Origin of the sequence: Streptomyces sp. NPDC048584 (assembly GCF_043199595.1) — a bacterium.
Lineage (GTDB): Bacteria > Actinomycetota > Actinomycetes > Streptomycetales > Streptomycetaceae > Streptomyces > Streptomyces edwardsiae.
Window position 1 is genome coordinate 554008 of record NZ_JBICWF010000001.1, and the last position, 20860, is coordinate 574867.

At 72.7% G+C, this 20860-nt stretch carries 20 protein-coding genes; 12 read left to right on the top strand and 8 right to left on the bottom strand.

Translation table 11 applies throughout. The features are described 5' to 3' along the window. Positions 1-4: 4 nt before the first annotated feature. The 5 genes from pucL to ACGFR9_RS02345 form a co-directional block, all read right to left on the bottom strand. Complete coding sequence (gene pucL / locus ACGFR9_RS02325) at positions 5-913, bottom strand: factor-independent urate hydroxylase (protein WP_393202080.1); 909 nt, start codon at positions 911-913, stop codon at positions 5-7. Between the two features lie 4 nt (positions 914-917). Next, complete coding sequence (gene uraH / locus ACGFR9_RS02330) at positions 918-1289, bottom strand: hydroxyisourate hydrolase (protein ID WP_393202082.1); 372 nt, start codon at positions 1287-1289, stop codon at positions 918-920. A gap of 1 nt (position 1290) precedes the next feature. Further along, the gene (uraD, locus tag ACGFR9_RS02335; protein ID WP_393202084.1) at positions 1291-1812 is read right to left on the bottom strand and encodes a 2-oxo-4-hydroxy-4-carboxy-5-ureidoimidazoline decarboxylase; all 522 of its coding nucleotides are present in this window, start codon (positions 1810-1812) and stop codon (positions 1291-1293) included. A 91-nt stretch (positions 1813-1903) separates the two neighbouring features. After that, complete coding sequence (locus tag ACGFR9_RS02340; protein WP_393202754.1) at positions 1904-2215, bottom strand: helix-turn-helix domain-containing protein; 312 nt, start codon at positions 2213-2215, stop codon at positions 1904-1906. 41 nt (positions 2216-2256) lie between these two features. After that, positions 2257-2508: a hypothetical protein gene (locus ACGFR9_RS02345; RefSeq protein ID WP_393202086.1), complete on the bottom strand. Its 252-nt coding sequence runs from the start codon at positions 2506-2508 to the stop codon at positions 2257-2259. A 370-nt stretch (positions 2509-2878) separates the two neighbouring features. Here ACGFR9_RS02345 and modA point away from each other — a divergent pair, with 370 nt between their 5' ends. The 7 genes from modA (at position 2879) to ACGFR9_RS02380 (ending at position 9297) form a co-directional block, all read left to right on the top strand. After that, on the top strand, positions 2879-3682 hold the full coding sequence (modA, locus tag ACGFR9_RS02350) for a molybdate ABC transporter substrate-binding protein (protein ID WP_393202088.1): 804 nt from the start codon (positions 2879-2881) through the stop codon (positions 3680-3682). Next, positions 3679-4488 carry an ABC transporter permease gene (locus ACGFR9_RS02355; RefSeq protein ID WP_393202090.1) on the top strand — a complete coding sequence of 270 codons (810 nt, stop codon included), beginning with the start codon at positions 3679-3681 and terminating at the stop codon, positions 4486-4488. The genes modA and ACGFR9_RS02355 overlap by 4 nt, the downstream gene beginning before the upstream one ends. Beyond that, complete coding sequence (locus ACGFR9_RS02360) at positions 4485-5570, top strand: ABC transporter ATP-binding protein (RefSeq protein WP_393202092.1); 1086 nt, start codon at positions 4485-4487, stop codon at positions 5568-5570. The genes ACGFR9_RS02355 and ACGFR9_RS02360 overlap by 4 nt, the downstream gene beginning before the upstream one ends. Before the next feature lie 354 nt (positions 5571-5924). Beyond that, positions 5925-6746, top strand: a complete 822-nt coding sequence (locus ACGFR9_RS02365; protein WP_393202094.1) for a TIM barrel protein — start codon at positions 5925-5927, stop codon at positions 6744-6746. A gap of 31 nt (positions 6747-6777) precedes the next feature. Then, on the top strand, positions 6778-7695 hold the full coding sequence (locus ACGFR9_RS02370; RefSeq protein WP_393202096.1) for a 2-hydroxy-3-oxopropionate reductase: 918 nt from the start codon (positions 6778-6780) through the stop codon (positions 7693-7695). A 501-nt stretch (positions 7696-8196) separates the two neighbouring features. Further along, positions 8197-8436, top strand: a complete 240-nt coding sequence (locus tag ACGFR9_RS02375; protein ID WP_393202098.1) for a hypothetical protein — start codon at positions 8197-8199, stop codon at positions 8434-8436. Positions 8437-8598: 162 nt separating this feature from the next. Further along, entirely contained in the window at positions 8599-9297 is a 699-nt protein-coding gene (locus ACGFR9_RS02380; RefSeq protein ID WP_393202100.1) for a TIGR04222 domain-containing membrane protein, read from the top strand. A gap of 24 nt (positions 9298-9321) precedes the next feature. Here the strand turns inward: ACGFR9_RS02380 and gcl are convergent, their stop codons facing one another. Beyond that, a complete protein-coding gene (gene gcl / locus ACGFR9_RS02385) occupies positions 9322-11106 on the bottom strand; it encodes a glyoxylate carboligase (protein ID WP_393202102.1) in 1785 nt (594 codons plus the stop codon). Between the two features lie 201 nt (positions 11107-11307). On the opposite strand from gcl, the gene ACGFR9_RS02390 reads away from it, so the two are divergent. Both ACGFR9_RS02390 and ACGFR9_RS02395 read left to right on the top strand, forming a co-directional pair. Further along, the gene (locus tag ACGFR9_RS02390) at positions 11308-11934 is read left to right on the top strand and encodes a hypothetical protein (RefSeq protein WP_393202103.1); all 627 of its coding nucleotides are present in this window, start codon (positions 11308-11310) and stop codon (positions 11932-11934) included. 43 nt (positions 11935-11977) lie between these two features. After that, complete coding sequence (locus ACGFR9_RS02395) at positions 11978-12490, top strand: GNAT family N-acetyltransferase (RefSeq protein WP_393202105.1); 513 nt, start codon at positions 11978-11980, stop codon at positions 12488-12490. On the opposite strand, the gene ACGFR9_RS02400 is transcribed toward ACGFR9_RS02395, so the two are convergent. After that, the gene (locus tag ACGFR9_RS02400) at positions 12487-14106 is read right to left on the bottom strand and encodes an AMP-binding protein (protein ID WP_393202107.1); all 1620 of its coding nucleotides are present in this window, start codon (positions 14104-14106) and stop codon (positions 12487-12489) included. The two genes, ACGFR9_RS02395 and ACGFR9_RS02400, sit on opposite strands and share 4 nt — an antisense overlap. Then, a complete protein-coding gene (locus ACGFR9_RS02405; protein WP_393202109.1) occupies positions 14103-15776 on the bottom strand; it encodes an AMP-binding protein in 1674 nt (557 codons plus the stop codon). The genes ACGFR9_RS02400 and ACGFR9_RS02405 overlap by 4 nt, the downstream gene beginning before the upstream one ends. Positions 15777-15901: 125 nt before the next feature. On the opposite strand from ACGFR9_RS02405, the gene ACGFR9_RS02410 reads away from it, so the two are divergent. The 3 genes from ACGFR9_RS02410 (at position 15902) to ACGFR9_RS02420 (ending at position 20730) form a co-directional block, all read left to right on the top strand. After that, on the top strand, positions 15902-16741 hold the full coding sequence (locus ACGFR9_RS02410; protein WP_393202111.1) for a response regulator transcription factor: 840 nt from the start codon (positions 15902-15904) through the stop codon (positions 16739-16741). 155 nt (positions 16742-16896) lie between these two features. Next, entirely contained in the window at positions 16897-19713 is a 2817-nt protein-coding gene (locus tag ACGFR9_RS02415; protein WP_393202113.1) for an ATP-binding protein, read from the top strand. 225 nt (positions 19714-19938) lie between these two features. Further along, positions 19939-20730 carry a S1 family peptidase gene (locus ACGFR9_RS02420; RefSeq protein ID WP_393202115.1) on the top strand — a complete coding sequence of 264 codons (792 nt, stop codon included), beginning with the start codon at positions 19939-19941 and terminating at the stop codon, positions 20728-20730. Positions 20731-20860: the final 130 nt, after the last annotated feature.

Below are 20860 nucleotides of genomic sequence, written 5' to 3' on the forward strand. Positions count from 1 at the left end.
GCGGTCAGAGGTGGGTGAGGTCCGCCGGTATGCGCGCCTCTCCTCCGTCCCGCAGGACCGTTGCCTCGATCAGGCCGTAGGGGCGGTCGGCGGCGACGTACACCTCGTTGTCGTTGCTCAGCCCGAAGGGCTCCAGGTCGACCAGGAAGTGGTGGCTGTTGGGGAGGGAGAAGCGGACCTCGTCTATCTCGTCGCGGCGGTCGATGATCCGCGCGCCCATCTCGTACAGCGTCTGCTGCAGGGACAGGGAGTAGGTCTCGGCGAAGGCCTGGAGGAGGTGCTTCCTGACCTGCGTGTAGGACCGCTCCCAGTCGGGCATCCGCCGGTCGTCGCCGGTCCAGTTGAACCGCCAGCGGCCGGAGACCGAGGTGGCGAGGACGCGGTCGCGGGTCTCCTCGAGGGTCGTGTACGCGTCCTTGACGTAGCCCCGGAACTCGGAGTCGGTGGAGTTGAGTACGGTCAGGTCCTTGAGGCCGGAGATCACCTCCCAGCGTTCGCCATCGTAGGTGATCTGCGTCAGCCGGGTCTCCTGGCCCTTGCGGACGAAGGAGTGCCCGCCCTCGACCGCCCCCTCGCACGCCCCCCCGATCCGCTCCCACGCGTACTCCTCGACGCGGATTCGGGCCCGCTGGATGGGCTCCTGGGAGGTGACGAAGTGCCTGGCCAGGTGGATGCCGAACTGTTCGGCCGACTCGATGCCGTACTTCTTGGCGAACGCGTACACGGTGTTCTTCGTGGTGTCGGTCGGCAGCACGCTGGCGTTGGAGCCGGAGTAGTGGACCTCGTCCATGTCGCCGGACAGTGCGACGGAGACGTTGAGGTCCTTGATGTGGTGGGTGGCGCCGTCCCGGGTGATCCTCACGACCCGGTTCTCGGCCTTGCCGTACTGGTTCTGTCCCAGGATGGTCGGCATGGAGCTAGCTCCCTCGGTAGACGGAGTAGCCGAACGGGTTGAGCAGCAGCGGTACGTGATAGTGCTCGCCCGGGACGACGGCGAACGTGACCGTCACCTCCGGGAAGAACACCGCGGCGCCGCTGTCCCCGTTCTCGGCGGAGTCCTCGAGGTACGCCTCGACGGCGAAGTCGAGCCGTACGTGGGTGGCGGCCTCCGGCAGCGCCGGCAGGTCCTCGCACCGCCCGTCCGCGTCGGTCGCGGAGCCGCCGAGCGCCGTCCAGTCCGCGTGCCGGCCCGCGCGGGCGGCGAGGCGGACGGCGACGCCCGCCGCGGGGCGGCCGGCGCTGGTGTCCAGGATGTGCGTGGACACGGAGGCGGTGGTGTCGGTGCTCATGTCAGTCCTCTCCGCGTTCGCCTTCGGCCAGGTGGGCCAGCCGGATGCGGTTGATCTTCCCCAGTTCGGTGCGGACGGTCTCGCGTTCCCGTTCCGGAGTGTTGCCGAGGCGTTCCCTGACGGCGTCGCGCAGTTGCCCGGCGGTCCGGCCGGTGGCGCAGATGAGGAACACATGACCGAACCGCTCCTGGTAGGCCAGGTTCAGTTCGAGCATCTCGGCCCTGAGGCCGTCCGGCGCGGCCGCCATGCCGCTCTGCTCCCGCGCGGAGACCGGGTCCCCCGGTTCGGGGCGGCCGATCGGCGGGTGTCCGGCCATCGCCTCGTCCAGGTCGGCCGCGGTCAGGCCTGCCATGGCGGCGTCACCGGCGGCGTACAGATCGCCGGCGGTGGCGTACGGGCGGGCGGCCAGCATGCGGCGGACCCATGCGGTGGAGGCGCAGGCCCGGTGGAGTGCGGCGAGGGCCGCGTGTTCCTCCAGTGCGTTGAAGCGGGCCAGGCCCGCAGGGGTGGGGGTCGACGACACGTGAGCCTCCGTGGCCGCGTGCTGAAACAGGCGTGCCGACAGTGAACGCCGAGGCGGGCAGCGCGTCAACAGTTTGTTGAAAATCCGGGGCTCAGATGCCCTTCTCGCGGTTCAGGTAGTTGTAGACGGTGAAGCGGCTGACCCCGAGGGCGCTCGCCACCGTCTCCACGCCGTGCCGTACGGCGAAGGCGCCGCGCGCCTCCAGACCGCGCACGATCTCCTGCTTGGCCTTGCGGTCCAGGTCCGCGAGCGGCCGTCCGTTCGCGCGCTCCAGGGCCGCGAGGATGTGGTCGAGGGAGTCCGCGAGCTGCGGCAGCCGTACGGCGACGACGCCGGCCCCCTGCCAGGAGAGCACGACGTCGTCGCTGCCGGCCTCGTCGGGCGGGATCATCTCGCCGCCCATGGCGTCGACCAGCGGTTTCACCGCCGCGATGAACGCCTCGCTCACCGGTCGCTCTCCTCTACGACATTGACCTGGAGGGAGATCCGGGTGGCACCGGCCGTCAGCGCCCTGCGCAGCACCGCGTCCACCGCGTCGAGGACCGCCTCCGCTCCGCCCTCCGCGGTGTTGCCGAACGGCCCGACATCGACGGCGTCCAGCTCGGCCCCTTCGACGACCTCCCGCGCCACCACCGCGTGCGCGGGCGCCTCGTCGAGGTCGAAGGGCTCGGTCGTGAACTCCACCCGCAATCGCACTGCGCCCCCACATGGCATCGACTCCGACCTGCGCGTCACATCGGCCGCCGGCCCAGGTCGGCACGACCTTAACGGACTCCCCCCGCGGCGGTCCTGGAGCAGGACGGGCCGGGCGCGGGACCGGCCGGGCGGGGCGTCGTCCGGGGCGGCCGTGAGGAGCCGAAGGACCACACCTGGACAACCCGTCCAGCACCTACGCACATGCCAGGTGATTCAAACAATCATCTCGCCCTTGCGAGGAACAGCGGGTGTTTCACTTGACATCTACGGCAGTATGATCGGCGACACGGGTGAAGCGGGGCCACGGGATCACGTGGTCGCCGGGAAACGTGGAAGCGTCCGTTCAGGACGGTGAGGGAGTGGACCCGAGATGACCCGAACCACGCGCCGGTACGGCCGGATACTTCAGGTGACCGGGGCGGGCGTCGCCGCGCTGCTGGCCCTGAGCGCCTGTTCGTCCTCCGGCGGCGAGCCGGACGCCTCGGCGCCGGCGGGGGTGTCCGGGACGGTGAACGTGTTCGCCGCCGCCTCGCTGACGGAGAGCTTCACCGAGCTGGGCAGGCGGTTCGAGAAGGAGCACCCCGGTACGGAGGTCGTCTTCAACTTCGGCGGCAGTGACTCGCTCGCCGCGGGGATCACCAGCGGCGCTCCCGCCGATGTGTTCGCCTCGGCCAGCCCCAGGACGATGAAGACCGTCACGGACGCCGGGGCGACGGAGGGGATCCCGGCCACGTTCGTCCGCAACGGGCTGGAGATCGCCACCCTCCCCGGCAATCCGGACCGGATCACCTCCCTGAAGGACCTCACCGGTGACGGTCTGAAGGTCGTGCTGTGCGACAGGACGGTGCCGTGCGGCGCCGCCGCCGAGAAGGCGCTGACCGCGGCCGATCTGAGACTCACCCCGGTGTCCTACGAGGAGGACGTCAAGTCCGCCCTCAACAAGGTGGTCCTCAAGGAGGCCGACGCCGCCGTCGTGTACAGGACGGATGTGAGGGCGGCCGGTGACAGGGTGGAGGGCGTGGAGTTCCCCGAAGCCGCCGAGGCGGTCAACGACTATCCGATCACCCTGCTCGAGGACGCCCCCAACGCCGGCGCCGGCAAGGCGTTCATCGAGCTGGTGCGGTCCGCCGAGGGCCAGAAGGTGCTGACCGGAGCCGGGTTCACCGCGCCGTGACGGCACCGCGCAGATCCGGTACGGCGACCGGCGGGGCGCCGCTCCCGCTGCTCGTGCCCGCCCTGATCGGCCTGGCGTTCCTGGTGCTCCCGCTGGTCGCGCTGCTGCTGCGGGCGCCCTGGTCGAGCATGCCCGAGCTGCTGACCAGCACGGAGGTGTGGCAGGCGCTGCGGCTGTCGCTGATCTGCGCCACGGCCGCGACCGTGGTGAGCATCGTGATCGGCGTACCGCTGGCCTGGCTGCTGGCCCGGGTCGAGTTCCCGGGCCGTGGGCTCGTACGGGCCCTGGTGACACTGCCGTTGGTGCTGCCGCCGGTGGTGGGCGGTGTGGCCCTGCTGATGGCGCTGGGCCGCAACGGGGTCGTGGGGCGGTGGCTGGACTCCTGGTTCGGGATCACGCTGCCGTTCACCACCACCGGCGTGATCATCGCCGAGGCGTTCGTGGCGATGCCGTTCCTCGTCATCAGCGTCGAGGGCACGCTGCGCGCCGCCGACCCCCGCTACGAGGAGGCGGCCACCACGCTCGGCGCGTCCCGTTTCACCGCGTTCCGCCGGGTGACGCTGCCGCTGATCGCGCCCGGCGTCGCGGCCGGTGCCGTACTGGCGTGGGCGCGGGCGCTCGGCGAGTTCGGCGCGACGATCACCTTCGCGGGGAACTTCCCCGGCCGCACCCAGACCATGCCCCTGGCCGTGTACCTCGCCCTGCAGAACGACCCGGAGGCGGCCATCGCGCTCAGCCTGGTGCTGCTGGCCGTGTCCATCGCCGTACTCGCCGGACTGCGCGACCGCTGGATGACCGCCTCATGACCGGCATCGCCGAGACATCCGCCCTCGAAGTCCCGTCCGGCGAAGGGCTCGACGCGCGGCTCGTCGTCGAGCGCGGTGCCTTCCGTCTCGATGTGCCGCTGGCCGCCGCACCCGGTGACGTGGTCGCGCTGCTCGGGCCCAACGGCGCCGGCAAGACCACCGCCCTGCGGGCCCTCGCCGGCCTTGTCCCGCTGTCGGACGGCGGTCGGCTGCGGCTCGACGGGCGGGAGTTGGACCGTACGCCGCCGGAGTCGCGGCCGGTCGGGGTGGTCTTCCAGGACTACCTGCTCTTCCCGCACCTTTCCGCGCTGGACAACGTCGCGTTCGGTCCCCGCTGCCGGGGCGCGGGCAAGGCGCAGGCACGCGCGCAGGCCGCCACCTGGCTGGAGCGGATGGGGCTGTCCGAGCACGCCGGTGCCAAGCCGCGCCGGCTCTCCGGCGGCCAGGCCCAGCGGGTCGCGCTCGCCCGCGCCCTGGCCACCCACCCCCGGCTGCTGCTCCTCGACGAGCCCCTCGCCGCCCTCGACGCCCGCACCCGTCTCGATGTCCGCGCCCAACTCCGGCGCCATCTGGCGGACTTCGAGGCCGTCGCCGTACTCGTCACACATGATCCGCTCGACGCCATGGTGCTCGCCGACCATCTGGTCGTCATCGAGGAGGGCCACGTCGTCCAGGAGGGCACGCCCGGCCACATCGCCCGTCACCCCCGCACCGACTACATCGCCCATCTGGTCGGCCTCAACCTCTACCGGGGCCGGGCAAAGGGGCACACGGTACGGCTCGACGACGGGCCGGTGATCACGACGGCGGAGGAGCTGACCGGGCCGGCGTTCGTCGCCTTCCCGCCCAGCGCGGTCACCCTCCACCGGGACCGCCCCACGGGCTCCAGCGCCCGGAATCTCTGGCGCTGCGAGGTCGCCGGCATGGAGACGCACGGCGACCGGATACGCGCCGCCCTCACCGGCGAACTGCCGCTGGCCGCCGATCTGACCACGGTCGCCGCCGCGGAACTCGACCTGCACGCCGGTGCGACGGTCTGGGCCACGGTCAAGGCCACCCAGACCCACGCCTACCACGACTGAGAACGGGCAGGTCACGACGGGTGGCGGGAGGAGGCCCCGTACGTCGGTGGCCTGGCCGTCAAGCGGTGTGCGGCGGAGCCCGAGGGCCGTGAGCGGCAGCGCCCCGCAGTGCGAGGCCGATCTCGTGGAGCCGACCGGCGGCGTCTTCAGGCCGGGACGCGGGACGCGGCGAAGGTGTCGGGCGTGCCGGACTCGCGGTCGCCGAACAGGCCGCCAGGATCCCGGCAGCCGGACCGCAGCGGGCGCCGGCGCCGGCCTCGCCCTGCCCCCTTGACAGTCCGCGGCAGTGGCGGCAATCTTCCATTGAATAGAAAGTAATTTCCACTATACGGAATTACAGGAAGGCCGTCCCCGATGGGATTCGCAGACCAGCGGTTCGACGTCAATCTGTCGATCCTCTTCACCGAACTCCCGCTCCTGGAGCGCCCGGCGGCCGCCGCCGCAGCCGGTTTCACCGCGGTCGAGCTGTGGTGGCCCTGGGTCGACTCCCCCACTCCCGGACGATCTCGGCTCGACGCGCTGCACAGGGCGATCGAGGACGCGGGCGTACACCTCACCGGCCTGAACTTCTACGCCGGACGGCTCCCCGGCCCCGACCGGGGCGCCCTGTCCGTCCCCGGTGAGGAGTCGGAGCGGTTCCGCGCCAACATCGACGTGGCCGCCGGTTTCGCCCACTCCCTCGGCTGTACGGCGCTGAACGCGCTGTACGGCAACCGGGTCGACGGCGTGGACCCGGCCGAGCAGGACGCGCTCGCGCTGGAGAACCTCGCCCTCGCCGCCCGCGCCGCCGACCAAATCGGCGCGATGCTGCTGATCGAGGCGCTGAACGCGCCCGAGTCACCGCGGTACCCACTGGTGTCGGCGCCCGCCGCCGTGGATGTCGTGGACCAGGTGAACGCGGCCACGGGACTGGGCAACGCCCGTTTCCTGATGGACCTTTACCACCTGGCGAGGAACGGCGAGGACCTGCCGGCGGTGATCGACCGGTACGCCGGAAGGACCGGCCATGTGCAGATCGCCGACAGCCCCGGCCGCGGCGCCCCCGGCACCGGTTCGCTCCCGCTGGAGGACCTCCTGGACCGGCTGCGCAAGGCCGGATACGACGGCTGGGTCGGCCTGGAGTACAAGACCGGCGACCGCCCCGGCACGGATGCCTTCGACTGGCTCCCCCGCTGACCAGAACCCTCGTATCGAGAGGCACTCCGACATGAGCAACCTTCCCCCTTCCTCCCGCCCGACCCGCCCGGCGGTCGCCTGGATCGGTCTCGGCATCATGGGCTCCCCGATGTCCGAGAACCTGATCAAGGCGGGCTACGACGTCACCGGCCACACCCTGGAGCGGGAGAAGCTGGACCGGCTGGCGGGTGCCGGCGGCACCGTGGCCGGCTCGGTCGCCGAGGCCGTACGGAACGCCGATGTGATCATCACGATGGTTCCGGCGTCGCCGCAGGTCGAGGCGATCGCGTACGGCCCCGGCGGCATCCTGGAGAACGCCCGTTCCGGGGCGCTGCTGATCGACATGTCCTCGATCACCCCACAGACCTCGGTCGATCTGGCCGCCGCCGCGAAGGACAAGGGCATCCGGGTGCTCGACGCCCCCGTGTCGGGCGGTGAGGCGGGGGCCGTCGAGGCGGTGCTGTCCATCATGGTGGGCGGCGGGCAGGCCGACTTCGAGGAGGCGAAGCCGCTCTTCGAGGCGCTCGGCAGGACGATCGTGCGGTGCGGCCCGCACGGCTCGGGGCAGACCGTGAAGGCCGCCAACCAGCTGATCGTCGCCGTCAACATCCAGGCGTGCGCGGAGGCCGTGGTCTTCCTGGAGAAGTCCGGCGTGGACCTCACGGCGGCGCTCGAGGTCCTGAACGGCGGACTGGCCGGCTCGACGGTGCTGACCCGGAAGAAGGACAACTTCCTGAACCGGGACTTCACGCCGGGCTTCCGGATCGATCTGCACCACAAGGACATGGGCATCGTCACCGACGCCGCCCGCTCCGTGGGCGCCGCCCTGCCCGTGGGTGCCGTGGTCGCCCAGCTGGTGGCGAGCCTGCGCGCGCAGGGCGACGGCGGACTGGACCACTCCGCGCTGCTGAGGGCGGTCGAACGGCTGTCCGGCGCGCACCTCGCATAGACCTCCGGGCGGCGCCGGCGCCGACATCTGTCCTGTCGCGCCCAAGGCACCGGCGCCGCCCGGAACCGCCCCGGCGGGGCACAGCGACTCGCGTACGGCCGTGGCTGTGGCCCTGGGCGCGGGGCGAGGGCGCCGCGGCGGTATGCGCGCCGGTGCGGTGGCGAAGGCGGCGGGACTCCCTCCCCGACCTCGGAAGGGGCCCGGAGCCATCGCGGCCGCCGCGGTCCCGAGCCACCCCCGGACAGCCTCGCTTCCGGAGGCCGTCCGGGGGTGGTGGCTCCGGGGAGGGACGCCTCCGGGGGCACACATCCGGGGTACGCGTCCTGCGTGCGGATCCGGCGGAGACGGATGCCCGGGGCGCAGGCCGGGGAGTGCATCCGGGCCTGCGTGCGGATCCGGCGGAGACGGATGCCCGGGGCGCAGGCCGGGGCGCAGGCCGGGGCGCAGGCCGGGGAGTGCATCCGGGGTGCGGATCCGGCCGGGGCGCAGCAGCCTGGGGGCATGGCACATCCCACGGAGCATCCGCACATCGTGGTGCACTCCCCGGCTCTCGACGGCTCCCGGCGGGTCACCTCGGGCGACGACACCCTGGGCATCGCGACGCACGCCGACGACGTGGCCGAGATCCTGCGGCTGGCCGACCTGTACGTCACCGATGTCGAGGCGACGGACCTGATCGACTGGCAGGGCGGCGGTCCCGACGACTGGCCGGGCCTCTCGGAACACCACGAGACGACATGAGCGCCGCTACGGCATCGGCCGTACAGCGGCTACGTCACCCTCAAATGAACCTCTGAAGGCGGCCCGAAAGGCTTCGGCCCCGGTCGCCGGCGGGCACACTCCTGGCAACGCGGGGCCCGCCGGCACGGGGGCGGCGGGCCCCGCTTCAGGGGGTGACACGCCATGAACGACAGCGGAGGTGTCCGGGGGACGCCGCACGAGCTCGCCCTGCTGGCCGGCGGTGCGCGCGCCGCGGTCACGGTGGCCGTGGTGGCGCTGCATCTGCGGGGCGCCGTCGAGGCGGGCGCGCCGGGCACGATACGGGCGGTCGACTCGGAGGCGGGACGGGCACTGCCCCCGCTGCCGCCGCCGGGGGTCTCGCTGGACGTGGCCGCCGAGGTGGCCGTGGGACGGGTGGACGCCCTCACGGGCGAGGTGCGCGCGCTGTACCTGGAGAGCGCCGTGTACCAGTGCCTCGGCGAGCCGTCCGAGATACGGGAGTTGCTGCGGCACCCGGACGTCCGCTGGGCGCTGGCGGAGGTGCGGGTCGGGCTGGCGGAGGCGGGGATGCTGCGGGCCACGCTGCTCGGTCCGAACAGGGCGGCCCGCCGACGGACAACCATCCTGCGGAAGGCGTTCCCGCTGCCGTCGAGCCGGCACGGCCTGACGGACGAACGGAAGCTGATCGCCGTCGCCCTGCACGGCAAGCCCGCCCTGAGCGCGCTCGTGCCGCGCTTCGCCCTGCGGGCGGGACTGACCGAACGGGTCAGGCTCAGGGACAAGGGCCTGCGCCACTCCGCGGGAGGCGGTACCTACGGCAGCGGCGGGTCTCCCCTGAGCTGTGGAGGCGGGGGCGGATGCGGCGGCGGGGGCGGGGACTGAGGCCGCGCGGGGCCCCCGCGCGGATCAGGGCTTCAGCGTCCTGATCGACGTGGGGGCGTGCCACGGTTCGGTCGCGGTCTCCTCGAACTCGACGACGGCACCGATGTCGTTGGTCGTCGACATCGCGATGTCGGTGACGCGTTCCAGGATCGCCTCGACGACGACCGGCACCCGGTACTCGGCCGCGAGTTTCCCGGCCTGTTCCAGGGCGGCGCCCAGTTCGTTCGGGTCGGTCACCCGGATCGCCTTGCAGCCGAGCCCTTCGGCGACCTTGACGTGGTCGACACCGTAGACGCCCAGCTCCGGGGTGTTGACGTTCTCGAACCCGAGGCTGACCTGGAAGTCGATGTCGAAGGCCCGCTGCGCCTGCCGGATCAGGCCCAGGTAGGCGTTGTTGACCAGAACATGGACGTACGGGATCTTGTGCTGGGCTCCGACGGCCAGTTCCTCGATCATGAACTGGAAGTCGTAGTCGCCGGACAGGGCGACGACCGGTGTCGCGGGGTCGGCCTTCGCCACGCCGAGCGCGGCGGGGACGGTCCAGCCGAGGGGGCCGGCCTGGCCGCAGTTGATCCAGTGCCGGGGCCGGTGGACGTGCAGCAGCTGCGCGCCGGCGATCTGTGAGAGGCCGATGGTGGAGACGTATCGCGTCTCGGGGCCGAAGGCCCTGTTCATCTCCTGGTAGACCCGCTGCGGTTTGATCGGGGTGTCGTCGAAGTGGGTACGGCGTTGGAGTGCGGCGCGCTTCTCCTGGGTGGCGGCGGCCCATTCGGAACGGTCGGGCAGCCGGCCCTCGGCCTTCAGTTCCCCGGCCACCTCGACGAAGAGCTCCAGCGCGGCGCGCGCGTCGGAGGCGATGCCGTAGTCGGGGGCGAAGATCCGGCCGATCTGGGTGGGTTCGATGTCGACGTGGACGAACGTCCGTCCGGCCGTGTAGACATCGAGGCGTCCGGTGTGGCGGTTGGCCCAGCGGTTGCCGATGCCGAGGACGAAGTCGGACTCCAGGAAGGTCGCGTTGCCGTAGCGGTGGGAGGTCTGCAGGCCGACCATGCCGGCGTTGAGTTCGTGGTCGTCGGGGATCGCGCCCCAGCCCATGAGGGTCGGCACGACCGGGGTGCCGGTCAACTCGGCGAACCGGACCAGCGGTTCGGCGGCGTCGGCGTTGATGACACCGCCGCCGGCGACGATCAGCGGGCGTGCGGCGGCGTTCAGCATGCCGAGCGCCTTCTCGATCTGGGCGCGGGAGGCCGCGGGCCGGTAGACCGGGAGCGGTGCGTAGGTGTCCGGGTCGAACTCGATCTCCGTCAGCTGTACGTCGACCGGCAGATCGATCAGCACGGGGCCGGGCCGGCCGGAGCGCATGAGGTGGAAGGCCTGCTGGAAGACGCCGGGGACCTGCGCGGCCTCCAGCACGGTCATGGCCATCTTGGTGACCGGCCGCGCGATGGCGGCGATGTCGACGGCCTGGAAGTCCTCCTTGTGGATCACCGCGGTCGGGGCCTGTCCTGTGATGCAGAGGATCGGGATCGAGTCCCCGATGGCGGAGTACAGGCCGGTGATCATGTCGGTGCCGGCCGGTCCCGACGTGCCGACGCAGACGCCGATGTTGCCGGGCCGGGTGCGGGTGTAGCCCTCGGCCATGTGGGAGGCTCCCTCTACATGGCGGGCGAGGGTGTGGGTGATGCCGCCGGACGCCTTGAGGGCCGCGTAGAAGGGGTTGATCGCCGCGCCCGGGACACCGAACGCGTCGGTGACACCCTCACGCCTGAGGATTTCGACTGCCGCGCGGGCAGCGGTCATACGAGTCATGGAGTCTCCTGATCCGACTGTCGGATTCGCGCTCCCGTCGCGCCCCGCGGGCGAGCAGATTCCGTATTACGGAAAATAGTTTCTACTATCTGGAATGAATGTATGAGGGGTGGCTGAGCCCGTCAAGAGAGGGGCAAGTGCCGGACACACGGCGGGCCGGTGGAGGACGATGGCCCCGTCTCGAGAACCCGGGAGTGGGTCATGGCCGAGAGCGTGCCGGTGCGCTGCCCCGCCTGTAGGCGCTCGCACCGCTACACGGCACCGTCGTATCCCTGCGCGTGCGGTGCGCCCGTCACGGCGCCGCTGGATCTCGACGGGGTGCCGGACCTCGTCGGGCACCGCGCCTGGGACGAGGAGTGGATCACCGTGCGCTGCGGACGGTGCGGGACGCCCGGCCAGTGGCCGCGACCCGAACTGGGGTGCGTGTGCGGGACGGTGCTGCGGATCCCGGTGACCGGCCCGCCGCCCCTCCCGGGAAAGCCCGCGGTCCGCGCCACGACGGACCCGGTCACGGCCGCCGTACGGCATCTGCGCCGGCTCGGCCACGAGGACGTCCGCCGCACCGGGCGGCACTCCCCGTCCGGGACCGGTCTGGTCGGCCGCGGGATCCTCGCCCAGGTCGACCCGTCGGCACGCCCGACGACCGCGCGGGACGTGGAGTGCCTGTGGCTGGCGGCGATGACGGAATCCGCGGGGTGCCTGTACTTCTCCGTCGCCGGTTACGACGGCGAGGCCCGCGCCCGCGCCGACACCCTGGACGTCCCGCTGTTCCTGCTCGACCCGGCCGGCCCCGCGCGTCCGGTGAACGGTCCCGCCGACAGGGCCTGAAATCCCGGCGACGGGCCCGCCGCCGGCACCCGATACTCGGCGGATGCGCATCCGTCCCGCCGCCCCCGGCGAACTGCCCGTCCTCCAGGACATCGAGCGGGCCGCCGGCGCCCCGTTCCGCGGCGTCGGCATGCCGGACATCGCCGACGACGAACCACCCGCCCTGAACATGCTGGAGCGCTACCGCGAGGCGGGCCGCTGCTGGGTCGCGGCACTCGGCGACCGGCCCGTCGCCTATCTGATCGCCGAACCCGTCGACGACGCGCTCCATGTGGAGCAGGTCTCCGTCCATCCGCTCGCCGCCCGCCGGGGCGTGGGACGCGCCCTGCTCGCCCACGCCGCCGGCCACGCCCGCGAGCACGGCCTGACGGCGCTCACGTTGACCACCTTCGCCGACGTCCCGTGGAACGCCCCGTACTACGCCCGCCTCGGCTTCCGCGCCCTGACCGAGCCCGAACTCACCCCCGGCCTGCGCCGGATCCGCGCCGAGGAGGCCGGCCACGGCCTCGACCGGTGGCCGCGCGTGTGCATGCGCGCGGACGTGCCGGGGTCCTAGGCCCTGTCGTCCGTCGCGTACCGCTCGCGCAGTTCCACCTTGCGTACCTTTCCGGACACCGTCATGGGGAAGGTCTCGAGGAGCTGGAGGCGGCTCGGGATCTTGTAGTGGGCGAGGCGGTCCGTGCAGAAGGCGCGCAGTTCCTCCAGGGTGAGCGGGTCGGCCGGGTCGCGCGGGACGACGCAGGCGAGCACCTCCTCGCCGTAGCGCTCGTGCGCGACGCCGACGACCTGGACGTCCGCGATCTTCGGGTGGGCGTAGAGGAACTCCTCGATCTCGCGCGGGTAGATGTTCTCCCCGCCCCGGATGATCATGTCCTTGATGCGGCCGACGATCTCCACATAGCCGTCCTCGCGCATCACCGCGAGGTCCCCGGTGTGCATCCAGCGGCCGGCGTCGACGGCCTCGGCGGTCTTCTCGGGCTCGTTCCAGTAGCCGAGCATCACGCTGTAGCCGCGGGTGCACAACTCCCCGGCTCTGCCCCGTGGTTGAGTCACACCGGTGGCCGGGTCGACGACCTTGACCTCGATGTGCGGCAGTACCCGGCCGACGGTGCCCGTGCGGTGTTCCAGGTCGTCGTCCATGCGGGTCTGGAGCGAGACCGGGGAGGTCTCGGTCATGCCGTAGCAGATGGAGACCTCCTCCATGTGCATCTCGGCGACCACCCGCTTCATCACCTCCACCGGGCAGGGCGAGCCCGCCATGATGCCGGTGCGCAGCGAGGTGAGGTCGTACGAGGCGAAGTCGGGCAGGTCGAGTTCGGCGATGAACATGGTGGGCACGCCGTAGAGCGAGGTGCAGCGCTCCCGCTGGACGGCGTCGAGGGTGGCCCTCGGCTCGAAGGAGGGGGCGGGGATGACGATGCAGGCGCCGTGGGAGGTGGCGCCCAGATTGCCCATGACCATGCCGAAGCAGTGGTAGAACGGCACCGGCAGGCAGACCCGGTCCTGTTCCGTGTAGCCGACCGTACGGCCCACCCAGTAGCCGTTGTTGAGGATGTTGTGGTGGGAGAGCGTGGCGCCCTTCGGGAAACCCGTGGTGCCAGAGGTGTACTGGATGTTGACCGGGTCGTCGCAGCTGAGCCCGGCCGCGATCTCGTCGGGCCGCTGGGGCGGTACGGCGGACGCGGCGGCGGTGAGCGCGTCCCAGGACGGGTCGCCGATGTATACGGTCTCCCGCAGGTCGGGGCAGGAGCCGCGCACCTGGTCCACGAGCTCCCGGTAGTCGGTGCCCTTGTGGGCGAGCGAGGACACCAGCAGCGCGATCCCGGACTGCTTGAGCACGTACTCCAACTCGTGCGCCCGGTAGGCGGGGTTGATGTTCACCATGATGACGCCGATACGGGCGGTGGCGTACTGGACGAGGACCCACTCGGGGCAGTTGACCGCCCAGATGCCCACCCGGTCGCCGGTCCCGATGCCGTTCGCCAGCAGCCCGCGCGCCACCTCGTCGACGGCGGCGCCGAACTCGGCGTACGTCCAGCGCCGTCCGGACGGCACGTCGACCAGGGCCTCCCGGTCGGGCCACGCGGCGATCGCCCGGCCGAGGTTGGCGCCGATGGTGTCGCCGAGCAGCGGGGTCCCGCTCGTCCCGTGCGTGTAGGAGCGTTCGGTCATCGGAAGTCCTCCTCGCGGTACTCGTCAGTGGAGCCGGCCGCCGTGGCCTCGCGCAGTTCGATACGGCGGATCTTCCCGGAGACCGTCTTGGGCAGTTCCCCGAACTCCAGTCGGCGCAGCCGCTTGTAGGGGGCGAGGGCCTCGCGGGAGTGCTCGAAGAGGACCTTCGCGGTGTCCGGTCCGGGCTCCCAGCCCTCCGCGAGCACGATGTACGCCTTCGGCACGGCCAGCCGCAGCGGGTCCGGGGCCGGCACCACCGCCGCCTCGGCGACCGCCTGGTGCTCCAGCAGCACGCTCTCCAGCTCGAACGGGCTGATCTTGTAGTCGCTGGCCTTGAAGACGTCGTCCGCGCGGCCGACGTAGGTGATGTATCCGTCGTCGTCGCGCGAGCCGATGTCACCGGTCCGGTAGTAGCCGCCGGCCATCGCCTCCGCCGTACGGTCCGGGTCTCCGTGGTAGCCGGTCATCAGGCCCACCGGGCGGGCGGAGAGATCGAGGGCGATCTCGCCCTCGGCGGCGCCGGGCGCGCCGGAGACGGGGTCGAGGAGTTCCATGCGGTAGCCGGGGCTGGGGCGGCCCATGGAGCCGGTCTTGAGGACCTGGCCGGGGCTGTTGGAGACCTGGACGGCGGTCTCCGTCTGGCCGAAGCCGTCCCGGATGGTGACGCCCCAGGCGCGCCGGACCTGCTGGATGACCTCGGGGTTGAGCGGCTCACCGGCGGCGACGACCTCGCGGGGCGGGGTGCGCAGCAGGCCCAGGTCGGCCTGGATGAGCATGCGCCACACGGTCGGCGGGGCGCAGAAGGTGGTGACGCCGGCCCTGTCCATCTCGGCCATCAGCCGGGGCGCGTCGAAGCGGGTGTAGTTGTGCAGGAAGACGGTCGCCTCCGCGTTCCACGGGGCGAACAGGTTGGACCAGGCGTGCTTGGCCCAGCCGGGCGAGGAGATGTTGAGGTGCACGTCACCGGGGCGCAGGCCGATCCAGTACATGGTCGCCAGATGCCCGATCGGGTACGAGGTGTGGGTGTGCTCGACCAGCTTGGGGCGGGCGGTGGTGCCGGAGGTGAAGTACAGCATCAGGGGGTCGTCGGAGAGGGTGGGCCCGTCGGGCGCGAAGCGCTCGGCGGCGCCGTGGGTGTCGGCGTACGGCAGCCAGCTCCCGCCCGGCGCCTCCCCCACGGCGACGCGGGTGTAGTCGCCGGGCACCTCGTCGAACTTCGCGGTGTCCGCCGTGCGGGCGATCACATGGCGGACGCGGCCCCGCTCCACCCGGTCGCGCAGATCGGCGGGGCCGAGCAGCGGCGTGGCCGGGATGACCACGGCCCGCAGCTTCATCGCGGCCAGGGCGGTCTCCCACAGCTCGGCCTGGTTGCCGAGCATGACCAGCACCCGGTCCTCGGCGCGCACGCCCCGCTCGCGCAGCCAGTTGGCGACCTGGTCGGAGCGGCGGGACAGCGCGGCGAAGGACAGCCGGGTCTCGTCCCCGTCCTCCTCGACGAGGTGCAGCGCGGTGCGGTCGTTGCCGTCCGCGATCGCGTCGAACCAGTCGAGCGCCCAGTTGAACCGCTCGGGCCGGGGCCAGGTGAATTCCCGGTAGGCGGTCGTGTAGTCCTCGCGGTGTTCCAGCAGAAAGTCCCGGGCCCCGCGGAACGCCTCCGTGGCCGTCGTCATGTCTCCTCCTCCTGCCGGACCATTGCCGGGCGGCTCGTCCCCATCGTGTAATCCGTGATGCGTGTCTCACTACCCCCGAACGGGGGTGTGCGCTCGCGCGGGGACCGTGGTGAAGGGGTGAACGGATGACAGCCGACCCGATGAGTGGGGGCGACGCGGTGGAGATCCGCGGCGCGCTGCTGCGGCTGCGGCACGCGACCGGACTTCCGGTGGCCTTCGGCGGACTGGTGGAGCCGGGCCGGCGGCAGGTGCGCATCAGCGAGCTGAGCGGCACCGCGACGCCCGCGCTGAGCGCGCTCGCGGTGTCCTCCGGCTTCGGTCTGGGCGGCAGGGCGGTGGCGCTCGCCCGGCCGTGCGCGGTGACGGACTACTCCGTCTCCCGGCAGATCAGCCACGAGTACGACGTCCCGGTCGCCGCCGAGGGCCTGCGCGCCATCGTCGCCGTACCGGTGGTCGTACGGCGTCGGGTGCGAGCCGTGCTGTACGGCGCCCTGCGCGCGGCCCAGCCGCTGGGGGACCGCACGCTCGGCGCGGCGGTCCAGGCCGCGCGGGACGTGGAGCAGGCGCTGGTGGCGCGGGAGGAGGCGGCGGCGCTGATGGCGGCGGTCCGGCCGGAACCGGGTCCGCCGGCCGGGGCGGCGTGGGAGCAGGTCCGGGAGGCGCACGCGGCGCTACGGGCGCTGGCGCCGCGGATCACGGACTCCGCGCTGCGGGCCGAGCTGCTCCAGGCGTGCGCCCTGCTCACCACGGACACCTCCCGGGCCCCGGCCGTACGGCTCGCGCCCCGGGAGGTGGACGTGCTCGCGTGTGTGGCGGCGGGCGCGACCAACGGGGCGGCGGCGGAGCGGCTGGGGGTGACGGCGGAGACCGTCAAGGCGTATCTGCGGTCGGCGATGCGGAAGCTGGGGGTGCGCACCCGGGGGCAGGCCGTGGTCGCCGCCCGCCGGGCGGGGTGGTTGCCGTAGGTTTGGGACGTATTCCCGGAGCGGGTATTACCTCCGGTACATCGTGGATTTCCCCGTCGCCGGACCGGCTGTAATTTGCCTCACTACACGGTCCGTCCGGAATTGAGGAGCCGGTTGCCTAATATTGGCCAGGACACGCCACACGGAGGGGAGCGGTGACCGTGCGACGGGACTTCAAGGAGCCTGCCAGGAGCCGCCCCGACCTGGTCATAGGCCGGGAAGAGCTGTACTCCGAGGCGCGGGAACAGCTCGCCCGCGGGGGCAGCGTGCTCCTGCACGGCCCCGCCGGAATAGGAAAATCGACCGTGCTGCGGGCACTTGCGGAGGAAAACGCGGGAGCGGCGGGGACGGTGTTGCGCTGCTCGGCGACGGAGTCCGAATCCCATCTTCCGTTCCTGGCGCTGGCCGATCTGTTCGGTCTGGTCCTCGACAAGGTGTCCGCCCGGCTGCCCGCCGCGCAGCGCACCGCCCTGGAGTCGGCGCTCACCGGACGCGGCGAGTCCACCCTCCAGCGGGACGGTCTCGCGCTGCGCCTGGCGGTGCTCTCCACACTGCGGGCGCTGGCCGCCGAGGGACCGGTCCTCGTCGTCGCCGACGATCTGCAGTGGCTGGATTCGGCCAGCGCCGAACTCCTCGGCTTCGCCGCCCGGCGGCTCGGCGACAGCCCGGTACGGATGCTGTGCGCGGTGCGCACGGACGGCGAGGAGGAGGAGTACGGCCGTCATCTGCGCGCCTGCCCGCCGGACACGCTCCCGGTGCGGCTCGGCCCGTTCTCCCGGACCCAGGTGTCCGCGCTGCTCGACCACCGGGGCTACACCGCGCTGTCCCGCTCCACGGCCCGTGACATCCACCGCACCAGCGGCGGCAACCCGCTGTTCGCCCTCGAGCTGGGCCGCGCCCTCGCGGAGAGCCCCACCCGGCCCCGGCCGGGCGAACCGCTGCCGGTGCCGACCTCGCTGCGGGCACTGGTGCTGAGCCGTCTGGAGATGCTGTCGGACGAGGCGCGCCGCACCTTGCTGGTGGCCAGCGCGGGCGCCCGTCCCACCCTGGCGCTGCTGCACGCGGCCGGGCGGGACAACGCCGAGGCGGAGACGGCGCAGGCCGCCGCGCTGGGGCTGCTGGCGACCGACCACGAGGAGCCGGCGCTGCGGTTCGCGCACCCGCTGATATCGGCCGCCCTGTACGCGGAGGCCCCGGCACGGGACCGGCGGGCGGTGCACACGGCGCTGTCCACGGCGGCCTCCGACCCCATCGAGCGGGCCCGGCATCTGGCGCTGGCCGCGACCGGGCCCGACCCGGAGGTGGCGGCCCGGCTCGCCGAGGCCGCGGCCCTGGCCCGGGACCGGGGGGCACCCTCGGTCGCCGCGTCGCTGGGGCTGCTCGCCGCCCGGCACACCCCGGCGGACGGCGAGCCGGGCCCCGACGAGCGGCGGCTGCAGGCCGCCGAGGACGCGATAACGGCCGGCGAGGTGGATCTGGCGCGGGACATAGCGCGCGAGGTGCTGACCCGGGCGACGGTGCCGGCGGAGCGGGTGCGGGCGTGGATGGTCGTCATCGAGGCGGCCGGGCAGGCCCTCGGCGAGGTCGACGCCGTGTTCCCGCAGGTGCTGGCCGACGCCGGTGCCGACCCCCGGCTGCTGGCACTGGTCCACTACCAGCTGGCCTGGCGCGAGGTGGTGGTCGACGGAGACTTCGCCAAGTCCCGCGAGGAGGCCGCGCACGCGGCGGAGCTGGCCGCCCGGGGCGGGGACCGGCGCACCGAACTGATGGCGCTGGCCTTCCAGTCGTCCACCGAGACCCTGATGGGCCACCCGGACGCCCCCGCGACGATCCAGCGGGCGCTCGAGGAACCGCAGGACCCCGATGTGGCCAGCCATCACAACGGCGCCGCGATGGCGAAGTTCCGCTGGCTGCTGATGAGCGACCAGCTGCCGGAGGCCCGTACGGCCATCACCGCGCTGCTGCGCGAGGCGAGACGGCGCGGCATGGTGGAGAGCGAGGTGCACTTCTCCCGGCTGCTCGCCGACACCGAGCTGCGTTACGGGCACTGCGGCCGCGCCCTGGACCTGGCCCGCGAAAGCCTGCGGCTGGCGCGGGACTCCGGGATCGGCGAGAGCGCCTCCGCCATGCTGGCCTCGGTCGCGGAGGCGTCCGGCGGGGACGTGGAGCGCGGGCTGACGCTGGCCCGTGAGGCGGCGGACCACGCCGAGGTGGACGGGGACCAGTTGTATCTCTCCCTCGCCCTGGCCGCCCTGGGCTACGCCCAGTTGGTGGCGGGGGACGCGCAGGGCGCGGTCCGTTCACTGCGCCGGGTGCGGGAGCTGGAGCACGGCATGGGCATCAGCGATCCGGCGCGGGGCCGCTGGCAGGGCGACCTCGCCGAGGCGCTGGTGCGGATCGGTGAGCCGGGCGAGGCGCAGGAACTCATCGACGTCACCCGTGTACACGCGCTGCGTCTGAACCGGGCGAGTGTTCTCGCGGTGCTCGACCGCGCGGAGGCGCTGGTGCGCTCCGCGCGGGGTGAACACCAGGCGGCGCACACGCAGTTGGCGTCGGCGCAGGAGCGGCTCGCCGCGCTGGGGTACGGCCTCGAGGAGGCGCGGGCCGCCTTCGCGCTGGCCCGGCTGCGCGGGCGGGGCCCGGCGCCGGCGGCGTACGACGAGGCCGCCCGGCTGTTCCGGCGCTGCCGTGCGCTGCCGTGGCTGCGCCAGGTGGAGCGGGCGGTGGCGGCGGGCCCGGCGGAGCCGGAGACCGTACCCGCCACGGTGCCGGGCGCCCTGGACGGGCTGGCCGCGATGGAACGGCAGGTCGCCGCGCTGGTGATGGAGGGTGCCACCAACCGGGAGATCGCCGGGCGGCTGTTCATCAGCGTCAAGACCGTCGAGGCGACCCTCACGCGGGTCTACCGCAAGCTGGGCATCCGCTCCCGGGTCGACATCGTCCGGCTTGCGGCGGGCCGGCGCACTCCGTAACAGCGGTCCATCGCCCCCGCCGCCCCTTCCCGTCCTGGGGCTCCGCCCGGGACCGAGGGTTATCCCTGCCCCAACTGCCCTAGGGGCTTCCCTCATTGGGGCGGTCGCGCCCGCGGTCGTAGCTTAACGGCGTGCCGCCCGCCGGGCACACGGGGGCCTGTCCCGAGGCCCTTGTGCTCGCCCCCCACCCCGTGCGACCCCCACCGGCCGTCCCAGAGGAGACCCATGTCCGGGTTCACCCGCGCCAAGAAGGCCGCCGCCGCCGTCGCGGCGACCGCTGCCGCCGCCGCGACCGTGCTGATCGCCGCCCCCGCCGCCACGGCCGCCCCGCAGCCGATCGTCGGCGGTACGACGACCACGACGTCGGCGTACCCGTTCATGATGCAGATCACCGACGCCTCGCAGAACCAGTTCTGCGGCGGCACCCTGGTCTCCCCGACCAAGGTGGTCACGGCCGCGCACTGCATGGTGGGTGAGACCACGAGCAGTGTGCGTGTGGTCGGCGGGCGCACCTATCTCAACGGCACCAACGGCACGGTCGCCAGAGTCAGCCGGATATGGATCCACCCCAGCTACAGAAGCGTCACGCGGGGCGACGACGTGGCCGTGCTGACCCTGTCGACGTCGATGCCGTACGGCACGGCGTCCTACGTCTCCTCCTCGGACACCTCGGTGTACGCGGCCGGCACGAGCGCCCGCATCATCGGCTGGGGCACCACCTCCTCCGGCGGCAGCTCCTCCAACCAGCTGCGCACCGCGACCGTGCCGACCGTCTCCGACACCAGTTGCAGCGGCTCGTACGGCAGCCGGTACGTGCGGAGCGACATGGTGTGCGCCGGCTACGCGTCGGGCGGTGTGGACACCTGCCAGGGCGACAGCGGCGGTCCGCTGCTGATCGGCGGCCGGCTGGCGGGGATCACCTCCTGGGGCGACGGCTGCGCGGCGGCGGGCTCCCCGGGCGTCTACACCCGGCTGACCACGTTCTCCGCGGATGTGACGGCACAGGTGGGCGGGTGACGGACGCACACCCCATGAGTTCCTGAGTACCCCTCGGGCAGCAGACCAGGGGGGGGGGGGGGGGGGGGGGGGGGGCCGCGCGCCCCCCCCCCCCCCCCCCCCCCCGCCCGGACCCCCCCCCCCCCCCCCG